The sequence below is a fragment of the Ramlibacter montanisoli genome (assembly GCF_013087525.1).
In the GTDB taxonomy this organism is placed as follows: domain Bacteria; phylum Pseudomonadota; class Gammaproteobacteria; order Burkholderiales; family Burkholderiaceae_C; genus Ramlibacter; species Ramlibacter montanisoli.
Genome location: NZ_JABFCS010000001.1, coordinates 747,535 through 767,255, shown reverse-complemented (window position 1 = coordinate 767,255; position 19,721 = coordinate 747,535). Strand labels below are relative to the sequence as shown.

The following is a 19,721-nucleotide window of genomic DNA, read 5'->3' as shown; positions in this document are numbered from 1 at the left end:
CCGGTTGGAGGACGGATCAGGGCGCGGCCAGCGCTTCCAGCCGGGAGGCGATGTCGGACAGCGGGGCGACTTCGCGCACGCCGCCGGCCGCAATGGCCTGGCGCGGCATGCCGAACACGACGCAGCTCGCCTCGTCCTGGGCGATCGTGTAGGCGCCGCTCTGGCTCATCTCCAGCATGGCGTCGGCGCCGTCGCCGCCCATGCCGGTGAGCATCACGCCGATCGCCTGCGTGCCGGCGCAGCGCGCGATCGATCGGAACAGCGTGTCCACCGAGGGCCGGTGGCGGTTCACCGGCGGGTCGTCGGTCACGCGCAGGCAGTAGCCGCCGCCGCGCCGCGCCAGCACCAGGTGGCGGCCGCCAGGGGCGATGTACGCGACGCCGCCACGCACCGGCTCGTTGTCCTCGGCCTGCTTCACGTGGATGCGGCACAGCGTGTCCAGGCGCCGCGCGAAGGTCTCGGTGAAGCCCGGCGGCATGTGCTGCGCGATCAGGATCGGCGGCATGTGCGCGGGCAGCGAGGTCAGCACGTCGCGCAGCGCCTCGACGCCGCCGGTGGAGGCGCCGATGCCGATCACCCGATGCAGCAGGCCGGCCGAGGCCGAGGGCGGGTGCTGCCCGTGAGCGGCGCGAAGTTCGACTTCTGCACCGGGGCGGCGGGCGCGTGCGCCACCGGCGCGCGCCTGCGCATGATGCGGGCGCCCGCGGCGGCGCGGATCTTCTCGGCGATCTCCTGCGCGCTGCCTTCGAGCTGGTCGAAGCTGTCCGGCTTGGGGAAGAAGTCCACCGCGCCCAGCTCCAGCGCGCGCATCGTGGTCTCCGCACCCTGGCGCGTGAGCGAGGAGATCATGATCACCGGCAGCGGCCGCACCGCCATCAGGTTGCGCAGGAAGTCCAGGCCGTTCATGCGCGGCATCTCGACGTCGAGCGTGATCACGTCCGGCGGGTTGCGGCGGATGCGGTCGATGGCCAGCAGCGGGTCGGGAGAGGCGCCGAGCAGTTCCATGTCCGGCTGCGAGCCGACCACGCGCCCGAGGAAGGCGCGCATCACGGCGGAATCGTCGACGATGAGGACGCGGATCATCTGGGGGTGCGAAGATTTCGACCTCGCCGCTGCCGCCGCCGGCCAGGCGCCTGAGGTATTCGCGCTCGCGGCGCTGGACGGGCTCGCTCGGCGTGAGGCTCAGTCGCTTGACCTGCACCTTGCCGCTGTCGACGAAGAAGTGGACCTTGCGCGGGCACACGTCCAGCAGGTCCTGCGCGTGCACGCGGATGCCTTCCACGCGCAGGAACTCGAGCACGAATTCGGAGTTCTTGGCGCCGACGTCGAGCCGGTCGAAGCCGGCCAGCAGCTGCGCGCCGCCGAACACCTTGGCCACCATGCGGCGGCGGTCCGCGCCCTGGTGGATCATCTCGTTGATCAGCACTTCCATCGCGTACACGCCGAAGCGCGCCGAAGCGGCCCAGGGCGAGCCCGGGCTGGCGGTGTCGCCGGGCAGCATGAAGTGGTTCATGCCGCCGATGCGCTCCACCGGGTCCCACAGGCAGGTGGACACGCAGGAGCCCAGCACCGTGGTGATCGCGCCCTCGCGCGCGGCGTGGTACTGGCCGGGAAGGATCTTGACCGCGTCGACCCGGAATTCCCGGTCGAAGTAATGCAGGGGGACCGAGGATTCGATCAAGCGCGTCCCCTAGCCGCCCAGGCGTTCGTAGGCCGTGCGTCCGCAGGAGCGGAAGCCGGGATGGGCCGCGGGGAAGCTTTCCGAATGGCCGACCATCAGCAGCCCGCCGGGAACCAGCAGGTCGGCCAGCCGGGTGAGCAGTTTCTTCTGGAACTCGCGGTCGAAGTAGATCACCACGTTGCGGCAGAAGATGACGTCGAAGCGCTCCATGGCCGGCCACACGGGCGACTGCAGGTTCAGCTGGCCGAAGCGCACCATGGAACGCAGCTCGCCGCGCAGGCTCACCAGCCCTTCGTTGTCGCCGGTGCCGCGCAGGAAGTGCTTGCGCAGGCGCTCGGCGGGCAGCGTGCTGGCGCGTTCCATGCGGTACACGCCGGCCTGCGCCGTGTTCAGCACCTCGGTGTCGATGTCGGTGCCCAGCACCTCGCCGGGGCACTCCGCCTCGCGCAGCACCATCGCGATCGACCAGGCCTCCTCGCCGGTGGAACAGGCGCTGGACCAGCAGCGCAGGGGCGCGCCGCGCCGGCCGGCGCGCTCGCGGGCGCGGGCCAGCAGCAGGTCGAAATGGTGCGGCTCGCGGAAGAAGGCGGTCAGGTTGGTGGTGAGCGCGTTGACGAAGGCCTCGCGCTCGTCCGAGCCTTCGCGCTGCACCAGCTGCAGGTAGTCGCCGAAGCTGCCCACGCCGCGCGCGCGCAGGCGCCGCAGCAGGCGGTTGTAGACCATGTTGCGCTTCTGCAGGCTCAGCTTGATGCCCGCGTAGTCCGCGATCAGCTGGCGCACGGTGGCGAAGTCGCGGTCGTTCAGCGCGTCGGCGCCGTCGAAGGCGATCTCCGGGTTCGCGCTCATGCGCCCGCTCCCGGTGCGGCCAGGCGCTGCGACGCCATGCCGGCCGCATCTTCCAGCCGGAACTGCGCCACCGAACGCAGGAGCGCGGCGGAATGCTCGTGCAGCGTCTCGGTCGCGTGGCTGGTCTGGTCCACCAGCGCCGCGTTCTTCTGCACCACCTGGTCCATCTGGCCGATGGCGGCGTTCACCTGCTCGATGCCGGAACGCTGCTCCTCGCTGGCCGCGGCGATCTCCGCGATCAGCGCGCTGACCTCGCACACCGACGACACGATGGCGTCCATCTTGCGGCCGGCGGTGTCCACCAGCCGCGCCCCGCTCTCCACGCGGTCCACCGAATCGGTGATCAGGGTCTTGATCTCGCGCGCCGCCTCGGCACTGCGCTGGGCGAGGCTGCGCACTTCGGCGGCCACCACCGCGAAGCCGCGGCCCTGCTCGCCGGCGCGCGCGGCTTCCACCGCCGCATTGAGCGCCAGGATGTTGGTCTGGAAGGCGATGCCGTCGATCACGCCGATGATGTCGGCAATGCGGCGGGCGGATTCGGAGATGCCGCTCATGGACTGCACGACCTGCCCGACCACCTGGCCGCCCTCGGTGGCGACGCCGGCGGCGCCGGCGGCCAGCGCGGTCGCCTTGCGCGCGGTCTCCGCGTTCTGCGACACGGTGGCGGTCAGCTCCTCCATGGAGCTGGCGGTTTCCTCCAGCGTGCTCGCCTGCGTTTCGGTGCGCTGCGACAGGTCCTGCTGCCCCTGCCGCACCTGGGTGCCGGCATGCGCCACCGCGTCGGCGCTGTGGACCACCTCGCCGACGATGCGGCGCAGGTTCTCCGTCATGTCGTCCAGCGCGAGCATCAGCCGCGCCATCTCGTCGCTGCCACCGGTGCGCACCTTGACGCTCAGGTCGCCGTCGGCCACCTGCCGCGCGATCCGCACTGCGCCATACATGGGACGCAAGATGTGCACCAGCAGCGCCACCACCACGGGCAGCATCAGCGCGGCCAGCACGCCGGTCACCCCGAGCAGGATCCAGGTGGCCTGCATCGCCTGGCCCTGGAGGGCCGTGGCCCCGGCGGCCAGCGCCTGCGCCTCCATCGCATGCAGCTGCCACACGCCCAGCAGCGTGACGGTCAGGCTCATGGCGCCCAGCACGCAGAACGCGAGGGTGAGGCGGGCCTGGATGGTGGCGCGGCGGAACAGGCTGCGCGCCCTGTGGTTGTCCACGCGCGACGCCGCCACGGCGGAACCGGCCGCCGGGAGCGCAAGGGAAAGGGACAGCCGGCTCATGACAGCACCGGGTTCAGAACTCTTGCCACTCCCCCTTGGGCGGCTTCGCGGTGGGTGCGCCGAGCACGCCACTGACACTCGGGGACAGCTTGGGGGCACTGCGCCTGACTTCGATGGGCGCGGGCTGCACCGGCTCCGGCGCACGCTGCGGCTCGCGCGCGGCCAGCGGCTGCACCTGCGTGTACTGCGCCTGGCCTTCGTTGAGCTTGAAGCGCGCCACCATCTGCAGCAGCGAGGAAGCCTGAGACTTCATGGACTCGGTGGCGGCCGCGGCCTCCTCGACCAGCGACGCGTTCTGCTGCACCACCTGGTCCATCTGGGTCACGGCGGTGTTGACCTGCTGGATGCCGGCGTCCTGCTCCTCGCTCGCCGCCGCGATCTCCGCGATCAGGTCGCTGACCTTCTTCACCGATGCCACGATCTCGTCCATCGTCTTGCCGGCGTTGTCCACCAGCCTGGCGCCGGTGTCGACCTTGTCGACCGACTCGCCGATCAGGCCCTTGATCTCCTTGGCGGCCGCTGCGCTGCGCTGCGCGAGGTTGCGCACTTCCGCGGCCACCACCGCGAAGCCGCGGCCCTGCTCGCCCGCGCGCGGCGGCTTCCACCGCGGCGTTGAGCGCAAGGATGTTGGTCTGGAAGGCGATGCCGTCGATCACGCCGATGATGTCGCCGATCTTGCGGGACGAGTCCGAGATGCCGGCCATGGTGCTCACCACCTGGCCCACCACCTGGCCGCCCTTGCGCGCCACGTCGGACGCGCCCATGGCCAGCTGGCTGGCCTGGCGCGCGTTCTGCGCGTTGAGCGACACCGTGGAGGTCAGCTCCTCCATCGAGCTCGCCGTCTCCTCCAGCGTGCTCGCCTGTTCTTCCGTGCGCTGCGACAGGTCCTGGTTGCCCTGGGCGATCTGCGCGCTGGTGTCGGCCACCATGTGGGCGCCGCCCGACACTTCGCCGACCAGCTGGCGCAGGTTCTGGTTCATGTCGGCCAGCGCACGCAGCAGGTCGCCGGTCTCGTCGCTGCCGCGCACGTGCACCTCGGTGGACAGGTCGCCCTGCGCGATGCGCTGTGCCGTGCGGATCGCGGCATGCAGCGGGCGCACGATGGCGCGGCTCATGAGCAGGGCGGCGGCGGCGGCGGCGGCCACGGCGACCACCAGCATGGCCGACAGCAGCAGCGTGGCCGCGCGCGAGGCGGCGGCCGCGCTTTCGTAGCTTTCCTGCGCGAGCTTCTTCTGCAGCTGCACCAGCTCGTCCAGGTTCTTCACCATGGTGAGGAACTGCGAATCGGCGGCCTGCATCATCATCGCGCCGGTGGCCACCTCGATGGTGGCCATGTCGATGGCGTCGTCCTGCAGCTTGCGGTACTTGGCCATCATCGGCAGCACCGCGTCGACCAGCTGGCGTTCCTGCGCGCTCACGTGCGGCTGCGCGCGGAACGCGGTGAGGCCGGCGGCGACGGCGTCGATCTTGGCCTTCTGCTCCGCGGTCGCCTTCTTCACCTTCTCCTCGGGGAGGTTGGCGATCCAGGTGAACAGGCGGTAGACGTTGGAGTGCACCTCGCTGATGTCCTGCGAGGCGTCGGTGGCGGCCACCACGCCGGCCAGGCGCTTCTGCGCCAGTTCCCGCAGGGCCTCGTTCTGCTGCGAGGCCACGCCGTAGGCGATGAGTCCGAACGCCAGGAGGAACAGGATGGCCAGTCCGGGGGCGATCAATATCTTGTGCCAGATTCTCATGAGCTGCTTGCCTCTTTGTCTCTCTTTGCCTGCACCGCGCCCGGCGGACGCGGTGCCTCCCCTCCCCCGCCGGAACCCTCAGTTCATCGCCTTGTAGATGCCGCCGCAGACGACCAGTTCGTCGGACTTCTCGCAGTACATCTGCTTGGGCTCGATCTTCTTGTTCACCGGGTTCAGGAAGGTGAAGTCCTGCCAGAACGCGGACTTGGTCTTGGCCATCTCCATGCGTTCGCGGATGTGTTCCTTGCCGTTGCCGTCGCGCAGGTCCATCATGTTCTTGCCGACGAACTTGGCGTTCGCGCCGTGCGCCATCGCCGTGCCGTCCATCTTGTAGACGGTCAGGTACAGCTCGCGGTCCACGAACTGGCCCTTGGGATCCGTGATTTCGGCCATCGCCTTGTCACGCGGGGTCGCCTTGATGAAGGCCACGCCGCGCTTGACCATCGCTTCGGCTTCCTTCGGGGTGACACGCTCGGCCGCCACGGCGGAAATGCCCAGGGACGCGCCGAGAACCAGGGCCACGGCTGCCACAAAACGCTTGTTCATCTGTCTCTTCCTTTGGTCCACGAAAAAGTGCCGGATGGGCCGGCGCCCCAGCCTATCCAGGCATCTGTCGGTTGCTCTGCAGGACCACCACCGAGCATGCCAGCGCGAGCGTGCTGTTGCAATCGTGAGTGATGGTAACAATGGCCGGCCGCGCACTATTGGCGCCCATGCCCGCCCTCATCTGTCGCGTGCAGAACACAGCCATCCTGTGTCAGTCGATCTCGGCGACGGTCGTCGCCCGCGCCCGTGCCTTGGCAGGCGCGGCCTTCGCCCCGGAAGGAACCAGCACCGTCGGCTTGAACTCGGGCATCGCGCGCGCGGAGGTCCCGCTGTTGCGCACCAGCATGGTCCAGTAGGCGACGTTCTGGTCGCCGGCGTCCCACTGCTTGCCGTACAGGACGGGACCGTACATGTGCATGAACAGCGCGACGCGGGCCGCATCGACGTCGCCGCGGTTGGCGATCGCCATGAACTGGCCGAAGGCTTCGGAGAGGCGGCCGGTGCGGAAGGACTTCACCGCGTCGGCATACTCGCGCTCGACCGGCGATGCGGCCCCCGAGGGCAGGCTGACGGCCATCAAGAGCATGGTCACGAAGCCGGCAAAAGTCCGGCGGACCCGCCGCGCTCCGCCCGCCTGGCGTTGTGTCTGTTGTCCCATCGACGTTTCCTTGTGACAAATGTTTCAATAAGTATCACAGGGGAAAACAACGCGGACAACACCGCTGGGTGATCCGCGCGCGGCCTTCCGTCGCATGGCAGCCCGCAAACGGGCAGCGTGGGCAGCGCGCGGCGCCGGCGTCAGGACGCGGAAAGGCGCGGAATGTAACTGCCGCGCGCATCCGCCGCGGCGTGCGGCACGGCGGCGACCGCCCCGGAGCTCACGCGGAAGCGGGCCACCAGCTGCAGCAAGGCGTCGGCGCGCGCCTTCATGGCTTCCGTGGCCGCGGCCGCTTCCTGCACCAGCGCGGCGTTGTGCTGCACCACCTGGTCCATCTGCGCCACGCCCAGGTTCACCTGCTCGATGCCCGAACTCTGTTCCTGGCTGGCGGCGGCGATCTCGGCGATCAGGTCGCTGACCTTGCGCACCGAGTCCACCACCTGCTGCATGGTGCGGCCGGCGGCGTCCACCTGCCGGGCGCCGGCACCGACCTGGTCGACCGATGCCGCGATCAGCGCCTTGATCTCGCGCGCGGCGCCGGCGCTGCGCTGCGCGAGCCCGCGCACCTCCGCCGCCACCACCGCGAAGCCGCGGCCCTGTTCGCCCGCGCGCGCCGCTTCCACCGCGGCGTTGAGCGCCAGGATGTTGGTCTGGAAGGCGATGCCGTCGATCACGCCGATGATGTCGGCGATGCGGCTGGACGAGGCGGATATGCCGTCCATGGTCGCCACCACCTGCCCCACGACCTCGCCGCCGCGCCGCGCGATTTCCGATGCGTCCACCGCCAGCTGGCTGGCCTGGCGCGCGGTGTCGGCGTTCCGGACGACGGTCGCCGTGAGTTCCTCCATGGAACTTGCGGTCTCCTGCAAGGTACTCGCCTGCTCCTCGGTGCGCTGCGACAGGTCCACGCTGCCGTCGGCGATCTGCGCGCTGCTGCCGGCCACGGCGCGCGCGCCCTGGGCCACGTCGCCCACCAGCGTGCGCAGGTTGTCGGTCATGCGCGCCAGCGCGCGGATCATCTGCGCGGCCTCGTCGCTGCCGCGCGCCTGCAGCTGCTGCGTGAGGTCGCCGGCCGCGACGCGCTCGGCGGCGGCAGCGGCCTGCCGGATCGGTCCGCTGATGCTGCGCGTGACGCGCACGCCCAGCACGATGGCGAACAGCAGCATGGCCGCCAGCGCCGCGGCCATGCCCAGCATGACGCGGCGCGATTCGGCAGCGCCCTGGGCCTCGATGCGGGCGCTCTCCTGCTGCGCGAAGTTCTCCAGCGTGAGGACGATGGCGTCCATCTTCTGTTCCAGCGGGCGGTCCTTGCCGCGCACGATGCTGTCCACCACCTGGCCGCTCTCGACATCGACCTGGCTGAACTTCTTCAGGCTCTCCAGGTACTGGGCGCTGATCTCGGCGTGCATGCGCGCCGCCTGGTCCACGCTGTCGGCCGGCAGGCCCAGTGCGGCCATCACGGCGCGCGTCGCGCCCAGTTCCCTGACGGTCTGGTCCCGGCGCTTCTGGAATGCCGCCAGGTGGCGGTCGTAGTCGCTGGCCGTGTGGCCGCGCAGCAGGATGTTCTTGAACTCCTGCACCTGGATCTTGAACTCCACCTCGGACGCACGTGCCGAGTCCACCGCGTGCATCAGCTTGCGCGAGAGCTCCAGGCTGGCGGCGTTGCGGGCCTCGGATTGCTGCAGGGCGTACAGGGCATACGCACCCATGCCCGCGAGGGCTGCCAGCAGGATGGCGACGAGCAGGAAAAGGCGCGCCGAAATCTTCAGATTCGACAGCATCGAAGCGGCAGCGCGCTACAACGACGCCCAGTGACCCTTGGCCTTGGCCTTGGCCTCGGCCTTGCCCTGTTTCGCGGCCGGCAGCTGCCGCGCGGCGCGGAAGGGAATGGGCGCGGGCGCGGCGCCGGCCGGCCTGGGCGCTGCCTGAGCGGACCCCGGAGCGGCGCCGTCCGCGCCCCGCACGGCGTCGCCGGACTGCAGCTTGAAGCGCGAGGCCATCTGCAGCAGCCCCGCGGTCTGCGTGTTCATGGCTTCCGTGGCCTGCGTGGCCTGGTCCACCAGCGAGGCATTGCGTTCGACCACGCGCTCCATCTGCGCGATGGCGGTGTTCACCTGGCCGATGCCGGAGCTCTGCTCCTGGCTCGCCTGCGCGATCTCGGCGATGAGGGCGCTGACCTTCTCGACCGACAGCACCACTTCGACCATGGTGTGGCCGGCGGTGTCCACCATGCTGGAGCCGGCGTTGACCTTCTGCACCGAGGCGCCGATCAGCGTCTTGATCTCCTTGGCGGCCGCCGCGCTGCGCTGCGCCAGGCTGCGCACTTCCGCCGCCACCACCGCGAAGCCGCGGCCCTGCTCGCCGGCGCGCGCGGCTTCCACCGCGGCGTTGAGCGCCAGGATGTTGGTCTGGAAGGCGATGCCGTCGATCACGCTGATGATCTCGGTGATCTTGCGCGACGCGTCGGAGATCTCGTCCATCGTGTTGACCACCTGGTCGACGGCCTCGCCGCCGCGCCGCGCGACCGCGGACGCGTCCAGCGCCAGCTTGCTCGCTTCGCGCGCGTGCTCCGCGTTCTGCGCCACGGTGGACGTGAGCTGCTCCATGGAGCTGGCGGTTTCCTCGAGGGTGGTCGCCTGTTCCTCGGTGCGCTGCGAGAGGTCCTGGTTGCCGCGCACGATCTCGGCGCTGCGGTCGGCCACTTCGTGCGCGCCCTGCACCACGTTGCCGAGGACGGTGCGCAGGTTGCCCGTCATGTCGGCCAGCGCCTTCATCAACTGCGCGGCCTCGTCGGTGCCGCCGGTGCGCACGCGCACCGTCAGGTCGCCGGCGGCCACCTTGGCGGCGATGCGCGCGGCCACGCGGATCGGCTTGACGATCGCCACCGTGAGCGGATAGCAGATGAGGAAGCAGAGCGCGACGACCGTCAGGCACACGATGCCCACCAGCACCTGGCCCGCGCGCGCGGCGGCGCGCACCGCTTCGGGCGCGGGATGGGCCACGGCGGCCTGCGCCAGCACTTCCAGCTGCCAGACGCCCAGCACGCCCAGCAGCGCCAGCACGGCGGCGATGCACAGGAAGGCCGCCGTCAGGCGGACGCGGATGGTCGAACGACGGAAGAAGCCGAGGGCGGCGGCGTCGATGTCAGGCACGGCGGCTTGCGCCTGCGCGCCCGTGTGATTCCGGGAGAGCATGTCGTCGCCCCCGCGCTTCAGTGGACGGCGCTGTCGACCAGCGCCATGTCGGCACCGGTCATGAGCTTCTCGATGTCCAGCAGGATGATCATCTGCTCGTCCACCGTGCCCAGGCCCGTGATGTACTTCGTGTCGAAGGTGGCGGAGGCGAATTCCGGCGTCGGCCGGATCGACTCTTCCGACAGCGTCAGCACGTCGGACACCGAGTCCACCACCACGCCGACCACGCGGCCGGCGATGTTCAGGATGATGGCAACGGTGAACTCGTCGTACTTGGCCTCGCTCAGCTGGAACTTGATGCGCAGGTCCAGGATGGGGACGATCACGCCGCGCAGGTTGATCACGCCCTTGATGAAGGGCGGCGCGTTGGCGATCGAGGTGGGCGTTTCGTAGCCGCGGATTTCCTGGACCTTCAGGATCTCGATGCCATAGCTCTCGGCGCCCAGGCGGAAGGTCAGGAACTCACTGTCGGCGCCGTCGCCGGCGCGGGACTTGTCGGCCGTGGCGGAAGGGGCATGTGCTTGCATCATTCTTCTCTCCTCTGTGGGGGCAAACCCCGTCACTCCCGATGGAAGAATGCCATCGCGAAGCCGTTGTTGCAATAGTTAAATCTCGTTACAAACACGTTGGTGTGCAGAAGTGGGCTGGCCCCGCCCGAAAACCCGGGTGCGCTTCCGTTCATCGCGCGAGCGGCGCCACTCTTCCGCCCCTGGGCTGTCGCATTTGGCAGACAGCTCAGAACTCACGCCAGGCGCCGCCGGGCCGCTGAACGACCGCCGTGCCGGGCAGCATGCGGTCCAGGACCGGTGGCAGCTGGGGCGCCGAAATGTAACTGCCGGTGGCCTGCGGCGGGGGCGCGGCCGGCGCCTCCTCCTGCGCCTCCTCCTGCGCCTCCTCCTGCGCCTCCTCCTGCGCATCCCTGGCGTCGCCCGAGAGCCGGAAGCGCGACACCAGCTGCAGCAGCGCCTCGGACTGCGCCTTCATCGATTCGGTGGCGGCCGTGGCCTCCTCCACCAGCGAGGCGTTCTGCTGCACCACGTGGTCCATCTGCGCCACCGCGGTGTTGACCTGCTCGATGCCCGAGCTCTGCTCGCGGCTGGCCGCGGCGATCTCCGCGATCAGGTCGCTCACCTTCTTCACCGAGACGACGATGTCCTCCATGGTGTGGCCGGCGGCATCGACCAGGCGGGTGCCTGCGTCCACCTGCTGCACCGAGTTGCCGATCAGCACCTTGATCTCCTTGGCCGCCTGCGCGCTGCGCTGCGCCAGGCTGCGCACTTCCGCCGCCACCACCGCGAAGCCGCGGCCCTGTTCGCCGGCGCGCGCGCCGCTTCCACCGCGGCGTTCAGCGCCAGGATGTTGGTCTGGAAGGCGATGCCGTCGATCACGCCGATGATGTCGCCGATCTTCCGGGACGCCGCGGAGATGCCGTTCATGGTGCTGACCACCTGGCCGACGACGGCGCCGCCCTTGAGCGCGACCTGCGAGGCCTCGGCGGCCAGCTGGTCGGCCTGGTGCGCGTTGTCCGCGTTCTGCCGCACCGTGGCGGTCAGTTCCTCCATCGAGCTGGCCGTTTCCTCCAGCGTGCTCGCCTGTTCCTCCGTGCGCTGCGACAGGTCCAGGTGGCCCTGCGCGATCTGCGCGCTGGTGTGGGCCACGGTGTGGGCGCCGCCGGCGACCTCGCCCACCAGCTCGCGCAGGCGGTGCGTCATCTCCTGCAGCGCCTGCAGCAGCTGGCCGATCTCGTCGCGCCGGGTGGTGGGGATCTCCACGCTCAAGTCGCCGCGGGCGACGCGGCGCGCGGTCTCCACCGCCTGGCCCACGGGGCGCGTGACGGAGCGCGTGACGGCCCAGCCGAACAGGATGCCGAACAGGATGCAGCCGGCGGTGAACGCCGCCATCGCGACTATGCTGGCGCGCGAGGTCGCCGCGGAGGCAGCGGCCAGTTCGCGCGCCTCCTCCGCCATCACGTGCGCGAGCTTGTTCAGCGCCTCGATGTAGGCGAACTGCACGCGGCGGATGCGATTGAGCAGCAGGTCGCGCGCCTCCTGCATCTTCCCGAGCTCGGCCAGCTGCAGGAAGTCCAGCTCCATCTGGAGGTAGACCTTGCCCACGTCCATGGCGGCGCGCAGGGCGGCCTTCGACTTCGGACTCTGCACGCCCTGGATCACCGCCATCTGCAGCCGGTCGCGCTCGGCGCGGCCGTTGCGGATGTTGGCGACCTCCTCCAGCAGGTCGTCCTCGGCGACGATGAACAGGGCCCGCATGTCCTTGGCGGCGGCCTCGACGCGGGCGTGCCATTCGCCGGCGGACTGCACCACGGGCATGTGGCGGGTGGCCAATTCCTCGACGCGCTCGCCCTGCGCATCCAGGCTGGTGAGCCCCACGAGGCAGATGGCAAGCGTCATCAGCATCATCAGCCCGAAGGCCAGGCAAAGCCTGTGCGCGACACGCAGGTTCTGGAACACGACAAACTCCTCGACGGACCGCCGGGGGCGGCCTCCGATGGGCAGGATCGCCCGCTGCGGAGCACTGTCACTAGATGTAAATCAACTGGAACGGGTTTAGGGGGCTTCCCTAGGGGCGGGCCGTGAACAAACCCACGAAAAAGGCGGCCGCAGCCGCCTTTTCCTTCCTGCGCGGGTGCCGCTACAACAGCATCGCGCCTTCGCGGCCGGACAGGCGCACGAGGTGGGCCACGTCCAGGATCAGCGCCACCGAGCCGTCCCCCATCACGGTGGCACCCGAGAGGCCGGGCACCTTGCGGAAGTTGGTCTCCAGGCTCTTGACCACCACCTGCTGCTGCCCCACCAGTTCGTCCACCAGCAGCGCCGCCTTGGCGCCGTCGGTCTCGACGATCACCGCGATGCCGGCCGACTGCTCGCGCGCCTGTTTCGGCGGGAACAGCCTGGCCAGGTGCAGCACCGGGAGGTACTCCTCGCGCACGCGCAGCGTGTCGCCGTGGCCGGGCAGCTTGTGCAGCTCGCTGCCCGAGACGCTGAGCGATTCCACCACCGAGGCCAGCGGCAGCACGTAGGTCTCGCCGCCGATGGCGATGGTCATGGCCTCCATGATCGCCAGCGTCAGCGGCACGCTCACGGTCACCTTGGAGCCCTTGCCCTTCGTGGAGCTCAGGTCCACGGTGCCGCTCAAGGCCTGGATGTTGCGCTTGACCACGTCCATCCCGACGCCGCGGCCGGACACGTCGGTCACCTTTTCCGCGGTGGAGAAGCCGGCTTCGAAGATCAGCTGGAACACCTCGGCGTCCGGGGCGGAGGGCGAGATCGGCATGCCGCGCTGCAGGGCGCGCGCCAGGATGCGCTCGCGGTCCAGGCCGCGCCCGTCGTCGCTCACCTCGATGATGATGTTGCCGCCGCGCTGGCTGGCGCGCAGCGTGACGGTGCCCACGGCGGGCTTGCCCGCGGCCAGGCGCGCATCGGGCGTTTCCAGGCCGTGGTCGATGGCATTGCGCACCAGGTGCGTGAGCGGGTCGGAGATCTTCTCGATCAGGCCGCGATCGAGCTCGGTGCCCTCGCCGGCCATCTTCAGTTCGACCTTCTTGCCCAGGCGCGCCGACAGCTCGTGCACCACCCGCGGGAAGCGCTGGAACACGTTGGAGATCGGCAGCATGCGGATGGCCAGCACCGCCTCCTGCAGGTTGCGCGTGTGGCGCGACAGGTCCGCCAGGCCGCTGCCGGAGGCGTAGCGGCCGTCGTTGCCGGCGTCGGCCAGCGCGCCGGTGCGCGCGAGCATCGCCTCGGTGATCACCAGTTCGCCCACCAGGTTCACCAGCAGGTCGATCTTCTCGGTGGACACGCGGATGAAGGTGGCCTCGTGCGAGCCGGACAGCGCGGCATCGTGCAGGTCCGCCACCGGTGCGGCCGGCGCGGGTGCGGCGGCGCGCGGCTTGCGGTCCTTCTTGAACTGCTCGGGCGAGACGAACAGGTCCACGTTGTCGGGAGCGTGCTCGGGCGCCAGCGAGGCCAGCGGCCTGGCCGCGACCTTCTTCTTCAGGTCTGCCGGCTCGACGAAGAATTCGTCCAGGCCGTTGCCCTTCTTCTTCTTGAATTCGGCGGGGTCGACGAAGAACTCGTCCAGTTCGTTGGCGGCCGGGGCGGCCGGTGCCACCGCCTTGAGCTGCGGCGCGGCGGGCCTGGCCTGCTCCTGCGGCGCCGGCTGCGCCGCGGCCACGCCCAGGGTTTCGATCGCGATCTGCTCGGGCGCGACCACCAGCGACAGCACGCTCTGCAGGTCCGCCGCGGCGCCCTGCAGCAGCACGTCGAAGGACACGCCGCCGCCGGCGGTGTTGTCCACCACCGTGCCGGTGACCGTCCCCATGTCGGACAGGCCGGTCAGCATCATGTCCAGTTCGAGCTCGTCGATCGGCGCCTCCAGCGGCCCCAGCTTGACGCGGAAGCTGCGGCTCACCGGGCCCGACTGGCCGTCCACCGCATCGGACGAGGGCTGCGCCACGCGCTCGCGCAGCAGCGCCTCGACGCCGCTCGCATCGGGCGAATCGGGCACCGAGCCGCGGCGGTGCAGCACCTGCAGGCGCAGCACGTCGCCGGCCTTGAGCATGGCGTCCACGTCCTCGCCGGTGATCGGCCGCTCGTTCTTGCGCAGCAGGTCCAGCAGGTTTTCCTGCAGGTGCGTGAGCGCGGCGATCTCGGCGCAGCCCAGCATCGCCGCGCTGCCCTTGATGGAATGCACGGCGCGGAAGATGGCGTTCAGGTCGTCGGGGTGCGGCGCATCGGTGTCCATCCGCAGCAGGATCGCCTCGACGTTGGCCAGGTGCTCCTGCGCCTCCTCGAAGAAGATGGTGCGGAAGGCGACCGGGTCGCCGAAGGCATTGGAGGGCTGGAACATGCGCTACCCCGCTCGCGTCAGATGAACTTGCCGACGATGTCCAGCATGCGCTGGGGATCGAAGGGCTTGGCCATCCAGCCGGTCGCGCCGGCCTCGCGGCCGCGCTGCTTGAGTTCCGGGCTGGCCTCGGTGGACAGCACGATCAGCGCCACCGGGTCGTAGTTGGGCAGCGCGCGCAGCTTGCGCACCAGCGTCACGCCGTCCATGTTGGGCATGTTGTGGTCGGTGACCACCAGGTCGAACACGCGGGCGCGCGCCAGCTCGAGCGCCTCCAGGCCGTCGCCCGCCTCGGCGACCTCGTAGCCGGCGCCCTGCAGCACGGCGGCCACCATGGCGCGCATGGAGCGGGTGTCGTCCACGACCAGAATCGATTTGCTCATTGTTGTTTGCTCCCGGATTTGTCGCGCTTCTTGCGGCTGGAGGGCAGGAACTGGGCGATCACCTCGAGCAGGCGGTCCTCGTCGAGGGGCTTGGTGAGGTACTCGTCGCAGCCGGCCAGCGAGCCGCGCAGCTTGTCGAACGGTGAACTGCGGCTGGTGAGCATGACCACCGCCGTCTTCTTCATCGCGTGCTTGTTCGCCTTGATCAGCTTGCAGACCTGGTAGCCGTCGATGCCGGGAAGCACCACGTCCAGGAACACGCAGGTGTATTCGCGCGTGCCGGTCAGGCCGACCGCTTCCTCGCCGGTCTCCGCGAAGTCCACCTCGAAATTGAAGGGCGCCAGCTTGGCCTTCATGAACATGCGCACCGAGGCGTTGTCGTCCACCACCAGCACCGTGTCGCCCAGCGCGCGCTTCTGGCGGCGGCCTCGTCCAGGGGCGGCGGGTTGCCGCCGGGGTGCGAGCGGCCGGCGCCGCTGGCCGACAGCGTCTTGCCCAGGGGCAGCGTGCCGTCCTCCTCGTCGCGCCTGGCCTTGGTGCCGACGCCGGCGGCGGACACCGTGTCCTCCAGCGCCTGCAGCAGGCGGGCCCACTGCAGCGGCCGCGGCAGCATGGTGAAGCCCATGCTGTCGCCGCCGGAGCCGATCATCACGGCCGGCAGGTTGGCGCGCTTGGACAGCGTCTTGAACTCGTTGAGCGCGTCCGGGTTCTCGGCATCGACCAGGTAGATGTCGGCCGAACCGCTGACGGTGGAGGCAGGGTCGTACTGCACGAAGCCGGGATCGCGCCGGGCGGCCAGCGCGAAGATGCTGGCCAGCATCGAGCGCTCCACCGGATTGAAGCCGATCACGTCGACCAGGTATTGTTCATTCAGGGTCACGTCAACACCTCTGGCCGATCAGGCCGAGAACGGCATCCCCGTCGGGAAGCCGGTACTGCACCTCTTTGCACAGCATGCGGTCCAGGAAGGCCTGCTGGTCCGCGTGTTCGGCGGGCAGCGGGGCGGGTCGGGCGAGCAGGTGCTGGGAGCACACCTCCATCAGCGTCTCGCCGGCGAAAGGGGGCGGCCGCACAGCATCTCGTACAGCAGCACGCCCAGGGAATAGACATCGGCCGCCGGCAGCGGGGCGCGCCCTGCAGCTGTTCGGGCGCGACGTAGCGCGGGGTGCCGACGATCGTGCCCTCGGCGAAGCCCGGATCCACGGCGCCCTCTTCCGCGACCAGGCCGAAGTCCGCCAGCACCAGGCTGCCGTCGCCGCGCAGCAGGAAGTTCGCCGGCTTGACGTCGCGATGCACCAGCCGCTGGCGGTGCAGCTGCGCGAGCGCGAGCGCCGCTTGCGAGAACAGCGACAGCGCCTCGTCGCGCGCCAGCGGCGAGCGCATGCGCTGTGCGAGGTCGCCGCCGGGGGCGTGTTCCATCGACACGAAGGACCACTGCGCCGTGCGGCCATGGCCGTGCACCTGCACCAGGTGCGGGCCCTGCACGCGGGCGGCGATCACGCAGTCGCGCACCAGCGAGGCGCCGGGCGCGGCCTCGATCTTGAGCACCACGTCGGCGCGCCGGTTCAGGTCGAAGGCCAGCCAGGCGGTCGTGCTGCGGCCGCTCCCGATGTGGCGCAGCAGCCGGTAGCCCGGCACGCGCGGGGGCGCATCGAAGCCCTCGGCGTCGTGGCCGGCGGAACGGGGGCGCGCCAGGCGGGAAGGGTCGCCGCCGTCATCAGAGCCCCATCCTGGCAAGGTCGTCCAGCAGGGTGCGGGCGGACGGGTAACGCTGTTCGCGGTTCTTGGCCATCATGCTTTCCATCACCGCCTGCAGCGACGCGTGCTCCGGCGGCAGCAGCGGCACGGGATCCTGCACGTGCATGCGCAGCAGCTCCTGCGCGGAGCTCGCGTGGTAGGGCTTGCGCCCGGTGAGCAGCTCGAAGGCCAGCACGCCCAGGCTGTAGATGTCGCAGCGCGCATCCACCTGTTCGCCGAGCGCCTGTTCGGGGCTGAGGTAATACGGCGTGCCGACGATGTCGCCGTCGCCCGTGTCGGTGATCTTCATGACGGTCTGCTTGGCCACGCCGAAGTCGGCGATGGCCAGGCTGCCGTCCTGCCGGAACATCAGGTTGTCCGGCTTCATGTCGCGGTGCACGATGCCCACGTCGTGGATGGCGGACAGGCCGGCGGCGATCTGCTTGATGTAGGAGATCGCCATCTCCGGCGTGATGGTGCCGGTCTTCATGCGCGCGCGCAGGTCGCCCTGCGGGAAGTACTCCATGGCGATGTAGGCATGCGCCACCGAGAAGTCCTGGCGGAAGATGCGCGCGACGTTGGGGTGCTGGATCTGCGCCAGCAGCGCGAACTCCTGGATGAAGCGCTGCAGGCCGTCGGCCTCCACCGCCTTGTCCAGCTGCATCACCTTCAGCACCTGCGGGGCCGCCCTCGGCGCCCTGCGCCAGGAAGATCTGGGCCATGCCGCCCTCGCCGATCTTGCGCAGCACGCGGTAACCCTCGATCAGGAACTGCGCGCCCGACAGCGGCGCGGCATTGACGGCGGGCGCCGCGGCACCGGCGCGCTTGCGCGCCTGCGTGTTGGTCACCAGCGATTCGCGCAGCATCTCGAACACGCGCGGCGGCGTGTTGGAGCCCTTGCGCGGCACCAGGCCGGTCACTTCGACGATGTCGATGAAGCTGTTGTCCGGCAGGCCCACCGAGCCGATGCGGCCGGCGTCGGCGCGGCCGGCCGCGGCCAGGCGGGTGCCGGTGGAGGTCGCCACGCTCCAGTTCAGGTCCATGGCCGTCACTTCCAGCAGGCGCGCCACTTCGACCGCGTCGCCCGCGGCGTGCACCTTGGAGCTCCCTCCATTGGTGCGCCGGGAGATTTCCGCCATGCCCAGGTGCGCGCCGGCGGCCAGGCTCAGGAGCGGCAGGTTGGCCAGTTGCGGCCGGCTGGCCACCAGTTGCGCCAGTTGCACGGCCTCGTGCACCAGCAGGATGGCGGCATGCAGGCCACGCTGCGCGTGGTTGGGCTTCTTGTCGTCCGGCCGGTTGCTGAAGACGGCCAGGATCGAGTCGGGCCGGCGCTGCGCGACCTCGCCACCCAGCTTCATGATGGGTTCGGTCAGCAGGCGCCGCACCTCGTTGACGAAGGAAGCGGCCTCGTCGGGCCCGAGCGCGTTGCAGACCGCCGAGAAGTTGTGCAGCCGGGCATAGACGAAGGTCGCGACGGTCTGGCCGTCGCAGATGCTGCCATCCCCCATGGTGGAGTTCAGGTGGGAGGAGGAGGCGAAGTCGCCCATCCGCGGCGCCTGGGGCGCTTCGGCGGGAGAGCGGGCTTCGAGAGGTTGTCGCATTTGGTTACATGCTACCGGCATCTACATTTAGTCACAACCGTTCCGACGTGACTTTGTCACGCGTTTGCGACGCCTCGTTGATGCAACTCATCGGGTGCGCTCCGACTGTTACAGACACGCGGACCGGCGGCATCGGCCAGCCGCCAACCGGTTCGCAGTGCCGACGGGCGGGTTCTTCGGTACTGCATGTGTGGCGGGTGCCCATCGCTGGCCCGGCCATTGCTACGATGAACGCCATGTCCATCCACGCTGCGCTGAACCACGTCACCCACTACAAGTACGACCGACCGGTGACCCTGGGCCCGCAGGTGGTGCGGCTGCGTCCCGCGCCGCACTCGCGCAGCAAGGTGGTTTCGTATTCGCTGCGGGTCGAGCCCGCGAAACACTTCATCAACTGGCAGCAGGACCCCTTCGCCAACTTCCAGGCGCGGCTGGTCTTCCCCGAGCCGGCCACCGAATTCAAGGTGACCGTCGACCTCGTGGTCGAGATGGCGGTCTACAACCCCTTCGACTTCTTCCTCGAGCCCAGCGCCGACAACTTCCCCTTCAAGTACGAGGCGGTGGTCGCGGAGGAGCTCGCGCCCTACCTGCAGTGCGAACCGCTGACGCCGCTGGTGCAGGAGTACCTGGGCAGGATCGACCGCCGCAAGCGGGCCACCATCGACTTCCTCGTGGACCTGAACCAGCAGGTGCAGCGCGACGTGAAGTACCTGATCCGCATGGAGCCCGGCGTGCAGACGCCGGAAGACACGCTCAAGCTCGCCAGCGGTTCCTGCCGCGACTCCGGCTGGCTGCTGGTGCAGCTGCTGCGCCGCCTCGGCCTGGCGGCGCGCTTCGTTTCCGGTTACCTGATCCAGCTGCGGCCCGACGTGAAGGCGCTGGACGGCCCGAGCGGCACGGAAGTGGACTTCACCGACCTGCATGCCTGGTGCGAGGTCTATCTTCCCGGCGCCGGCTGGGTCGGGCTCGACCCGACTTCGGGCCTGCTGGCCGGCGAAGGCCACATCCCGCTCGCCTGTACGCCGCAGCCCTCGGGCGCCGCGCCGATCGAGGGCCTGGTGGACGAGGCGGAGGTGGAGTTCAGCCACCACATGCAGGTCACGCGCATCCACGAGTCGCCGCGCGTCACCAGGCCCTACACCGAGGAACAGTGGGCCGAGGTGCTGGCGCTGGGCGACGCGGTGGACCACCAGCTGCAG

16 protein-coding genes and 5 pseudogenes are annotated in these 19,721 nt (G+C 69.8%); 2 read left to right on the top strand and 19 right to left on the bottom strand.

The window, feature by feature from the left end:
- Positions 1-16: 16 nt before the first annotated feature.
- The 19 genes and pseudogenes from HK415_RS24505 to HK415_RS03935 form a co-directional block, all read right to left on the bottom strand.
- Positions 17-1,083, bottom strand: a pseudogene (locus HK415_RS24505) (protein-glutamate methylesterase/protein-glutamine glutaminase).
- 70 nt (positions 1,084-1,153) lie between these two features.
- A pseudogene (gene cheD, locus HK415_RS26825) lies at positions 1,154-1,681 on the bottom strand (chemoreceptor glutamine deamidase CheD); the annotation flags it as partial.
- A 9-nt stretch (positions 1,682-1,690) separates the two neighbouring features.
- Positions 1,691-2,527: a CheR family methyltransferase gene (locus HK415_RS04005; RefSeq protein WP_171556864.1), complete on the bottom strand. Its 837-nt coding sequence runs from the start codon at positions 2,525-2,527 to the stop codon at positions 1,691-1,693.
- Positions 2,524-3,807, bottom strand: coding sequence for a methyl-accepting chemotaxis protein (locus HK415_RS04000; RefSeq protein WP_171556863.1), 1,284 nt, complete (start codon positions 3,805-3,807; stop codon positions 2,524-2,526). Before HK415_RS04000 ends, HK415_RS04005 begins: the two co-directional genes overlap by 4 nt.
- Before the next feature lie 13 nt (positions 3,808-3,820).
- A pseudogene (locus tag HK415_RS27410) lies at positions 3,821-4,916 on the bottom strand (methyl-accepting chemotaxis protein); the annotation flags it as partial.
- A 96-nt stretch (positions 4,917-5,012) separates the two neighbouring features.
- Positions 5,013-5,540: pseudogene (locus HK415_RS27405) on the bottom strand (MCP four helix bundle domain-containing protein); the annotation flags it as partial.
- A gap of 78 nt (positions 5,541-5,618) precedes the next feature.
- On the bottom strand, positions 5,619-6,086 hold the full coding sequence (locus HK415_RS03990; RefSeq protein WP_171556861.1) for a cache domain-containing protein: 468 nt from the start codon (positions 6,084-6,086) through the stop codon (positions 5,619-5,621).
- Positions 6,087-6,297: 211 nt separating this feature from the next.
- The gene (locus tag HK415_RS03985) at positions 6,298-6,678 is read right to left on the bottom strand and encodes a hypothetical protein (RefSeq protein ID WP_171556860.1); all 381 of its coding nucleotides are present in this window, start codon (positions 6,676-6,678) and stop codon (positions 6,298-6,300) included.
- A 206-nt stretch (positions 6,679-6,884) separates the two neighbouring features.
- Positions 6,885-8,525 (bottom strand): methyl-accepting chemotaxis protein, encoded by a 1,641-nt coding sequence (locus HK415_RS26020; RefSeq protein WP_171556859.1) that lies wholly within the window; start codon positions 8,523-8,525, stop codon positions 6,885-6,887.
- 15 nt (positions 8,526-8,540) lie between these two features.
- Entirely contained in the window at positions 8,541-9,896 is a 1,356-nt protein-coding gene (locus HK415_RS03975) for a methyl-accepting chemotaxis protein (RefSeq protein WP_309246570.1), read from the bottom strand.
- Positions 9,897-9,955: 59 nt separating this feature from the next.
- Entirely contained in the window at positions 9,956-10,465 is a 510-nt protein-coding gene (locus HK415_RS03970; RefSeq protein WP_373684629.1) for a chemotaxis protein CheW, read from the bottom strand.
- 208 nt (positions 10,466-10,673) lie between these two features.
- Positions 10,674-11,231, bottom strand: a complete 558-nt coding sequence (locus HK415_RS26015; protein ID WP_309246569.1) for a methyl-accepting chemotaxis protein — start codon at positions 11,229-11,231, stop codon at positions 10,674-10,676.
- Positions 11,162-12,406, bottom strand: coding sequence for a methyl-accepting chemotaxis protein (locus HK415_RS26010; RefSeq protein WP_309246568.1), 1,245 nt, complete (start codon positions 12,404-12,406; stop codon positions 11,162-11,164). The genes HK415_RS26015 and HK415_RS26010 overlap by 70 nt, the downstream gene beginning before the upstream one ends.
- Positions 12,407-12,587: 181 nt before the next feature.
- Positions 12,588-14,804, bottom strand: coding sequence for a chemotaxis protein CheA (locus tag HK415_RS03960; protein ID WP_171556857.1), 2,217 nt, complete (start codon positions 14,802-14,804; stop codon positions 12,588-12,590).
- Between the two features lie 17 nt (positions 14,805-14,821).
- Positions 14,822-15,184, bottom strand: a complete 363-nt coding sequence (locus HK415_RS03955; RefSeq protein ID WP_171556856.1) for a response regulator — start codon at positions 15,182-15,184, stop codon at positions 14,822-14,824.
- The gene (locus HK415_RS03950) at positions 15,181-15,573 is read right to left on the bottom strand and encodes a response regulator (RefSeq protein ID WP_171556855.1); all 393 of its coding nucleotides are present in this window, start codon (positions 15,571-15,573) and stop codon (positions 15,181-15,183) included. The genes HK415_RS03955 and HK415_RS03950 overlap by 4 nt, the downstream gene beginning before the upstream one ends.
- Positions 15,537-16,064, bottom strand: coding sequence for a hypothetical protein (locus HK415_RS03945; RefSeq protein ID WP_171556854.1), 528 nt, complete (start codon positions 16,062-16,064; stop codon positions 15,537-15,539). Before HK415_RS03945 ends, HK415_RS03950 begins: the two co-directional genes overlap by 37 nt.
- On the bottom strand, positions 16,061-16,822 hold the full coding sequence (locus tag HK415_RS03940) for a serine/threonine-protein kinase (RefSeq protein ID WP_171556853.1): 762 nt from the start codon (positions 16,820-16,822) through the stop codon (positions 16,061-16,063). Before HK415_RS03940 ends, HK415_RS03945 begins: the two co-directional genes overlap by 4 nt.
- A 79-nt stretch (positions 16,823-16,901) precedes the next feature.
- On the bottom strand, positions 16,902-17,585 hold the full coding sequence (locus tag HK415_RS03935; RefSeq protein ID WP_171556852.1) for a serine/threonine-protein kinase: 684 nt from the start codon (positions 17,583-17,585) through the stop codon (positions 16,902-16,904).
- Between HK415_RS03935 and HK415_RS03930 the strand changes: the two genes are divergently transcribed.
- Both HK415_RS03930 and HK415_RS27400 read left to right on the top strand, forming a co-directional pair.
- Positions 17,572-18,573, top strand: a complete 1,002-nt coding sequence (locus HK415_RS03930) for a hypothetical protein (protein ID WP_171556851.1) — start codon at positions 17,572-17,574, stop codon at positions 18,571-18,573. The two genes, HK415_RS03935 and HK415_RS03930, sit on opposite strands and share 14 nt — an antisense overlap.
- Positions 18,531-19,709, top strand: a pseudogene (locus HK415_RS27400) (transglutaminase family protein); the annotation flags it as partial. The gene HK415_RS03930 and the pseudogene HK415_RS27400, both read left to right, overlap by 43 nt.
- Between the last annotated feature and the right edge of the window lie 12 nt (positions 19,710-19,721).

Coding starts and splice junctions, on each gene's coding strand:
- HK415_RS03970 (WP_373684629.1), bottom strand. CDS start 10,465: ATGCAAGCACATGCCCCTTCCGCCACGGCCGACAAGTCCCGCGCCGGC.
- HK415_RS26020 (WP_171556859.1), bottom strand. CDS start 8,525: ATGCTGTCGAATCTGAAGATTTCGGCGCGCCTTTTCCTGCTCGTCGCC.
- HK415_RS03955 (WP_171556856.1), bottom strand. CDS start 15,184: ATGAGCAAATCGATTCTGGTCGTGGACGACACCCGCTCCATGCGCGCC.
- HK415_RS03935 (WP_171556852.1), bottom strand. CDS start 17,585: ATGCAGCTGGACAAGGCGGTGGAGGCCGACGGCCTGCAGCGCTTCATC.
- HK415_RS04005 (WP_171556864.1), bottom strand. CDS start 2,527: ATGAGCGCGAACCCGGAGATCGCCTTCGACGGCGCCGACGCGCTGAAC.
- HK415_RS03960 (WP_171556857.1), bottom strand. CDS start 14,804: ATGTTCCAGCCCTCCAATGCCTTCGGCGACCCGGTCGCCTTCCGCACC.
- HK415_RS03990 (WP_171556861.1), bottom strand. CDS start 6,086: ATGAACAAGCGTTTTGTGGCAGCCGTGGCCCTGGTTCTCGGCGCGTCC.
- HK415_RS04000 (WP_171556863.1), bottom strand. CDS start 3,807: ATGAGCCGGCTGTCCCTTTCCCTTGCGCTCCCGGCGGCCGGTTCCGCC.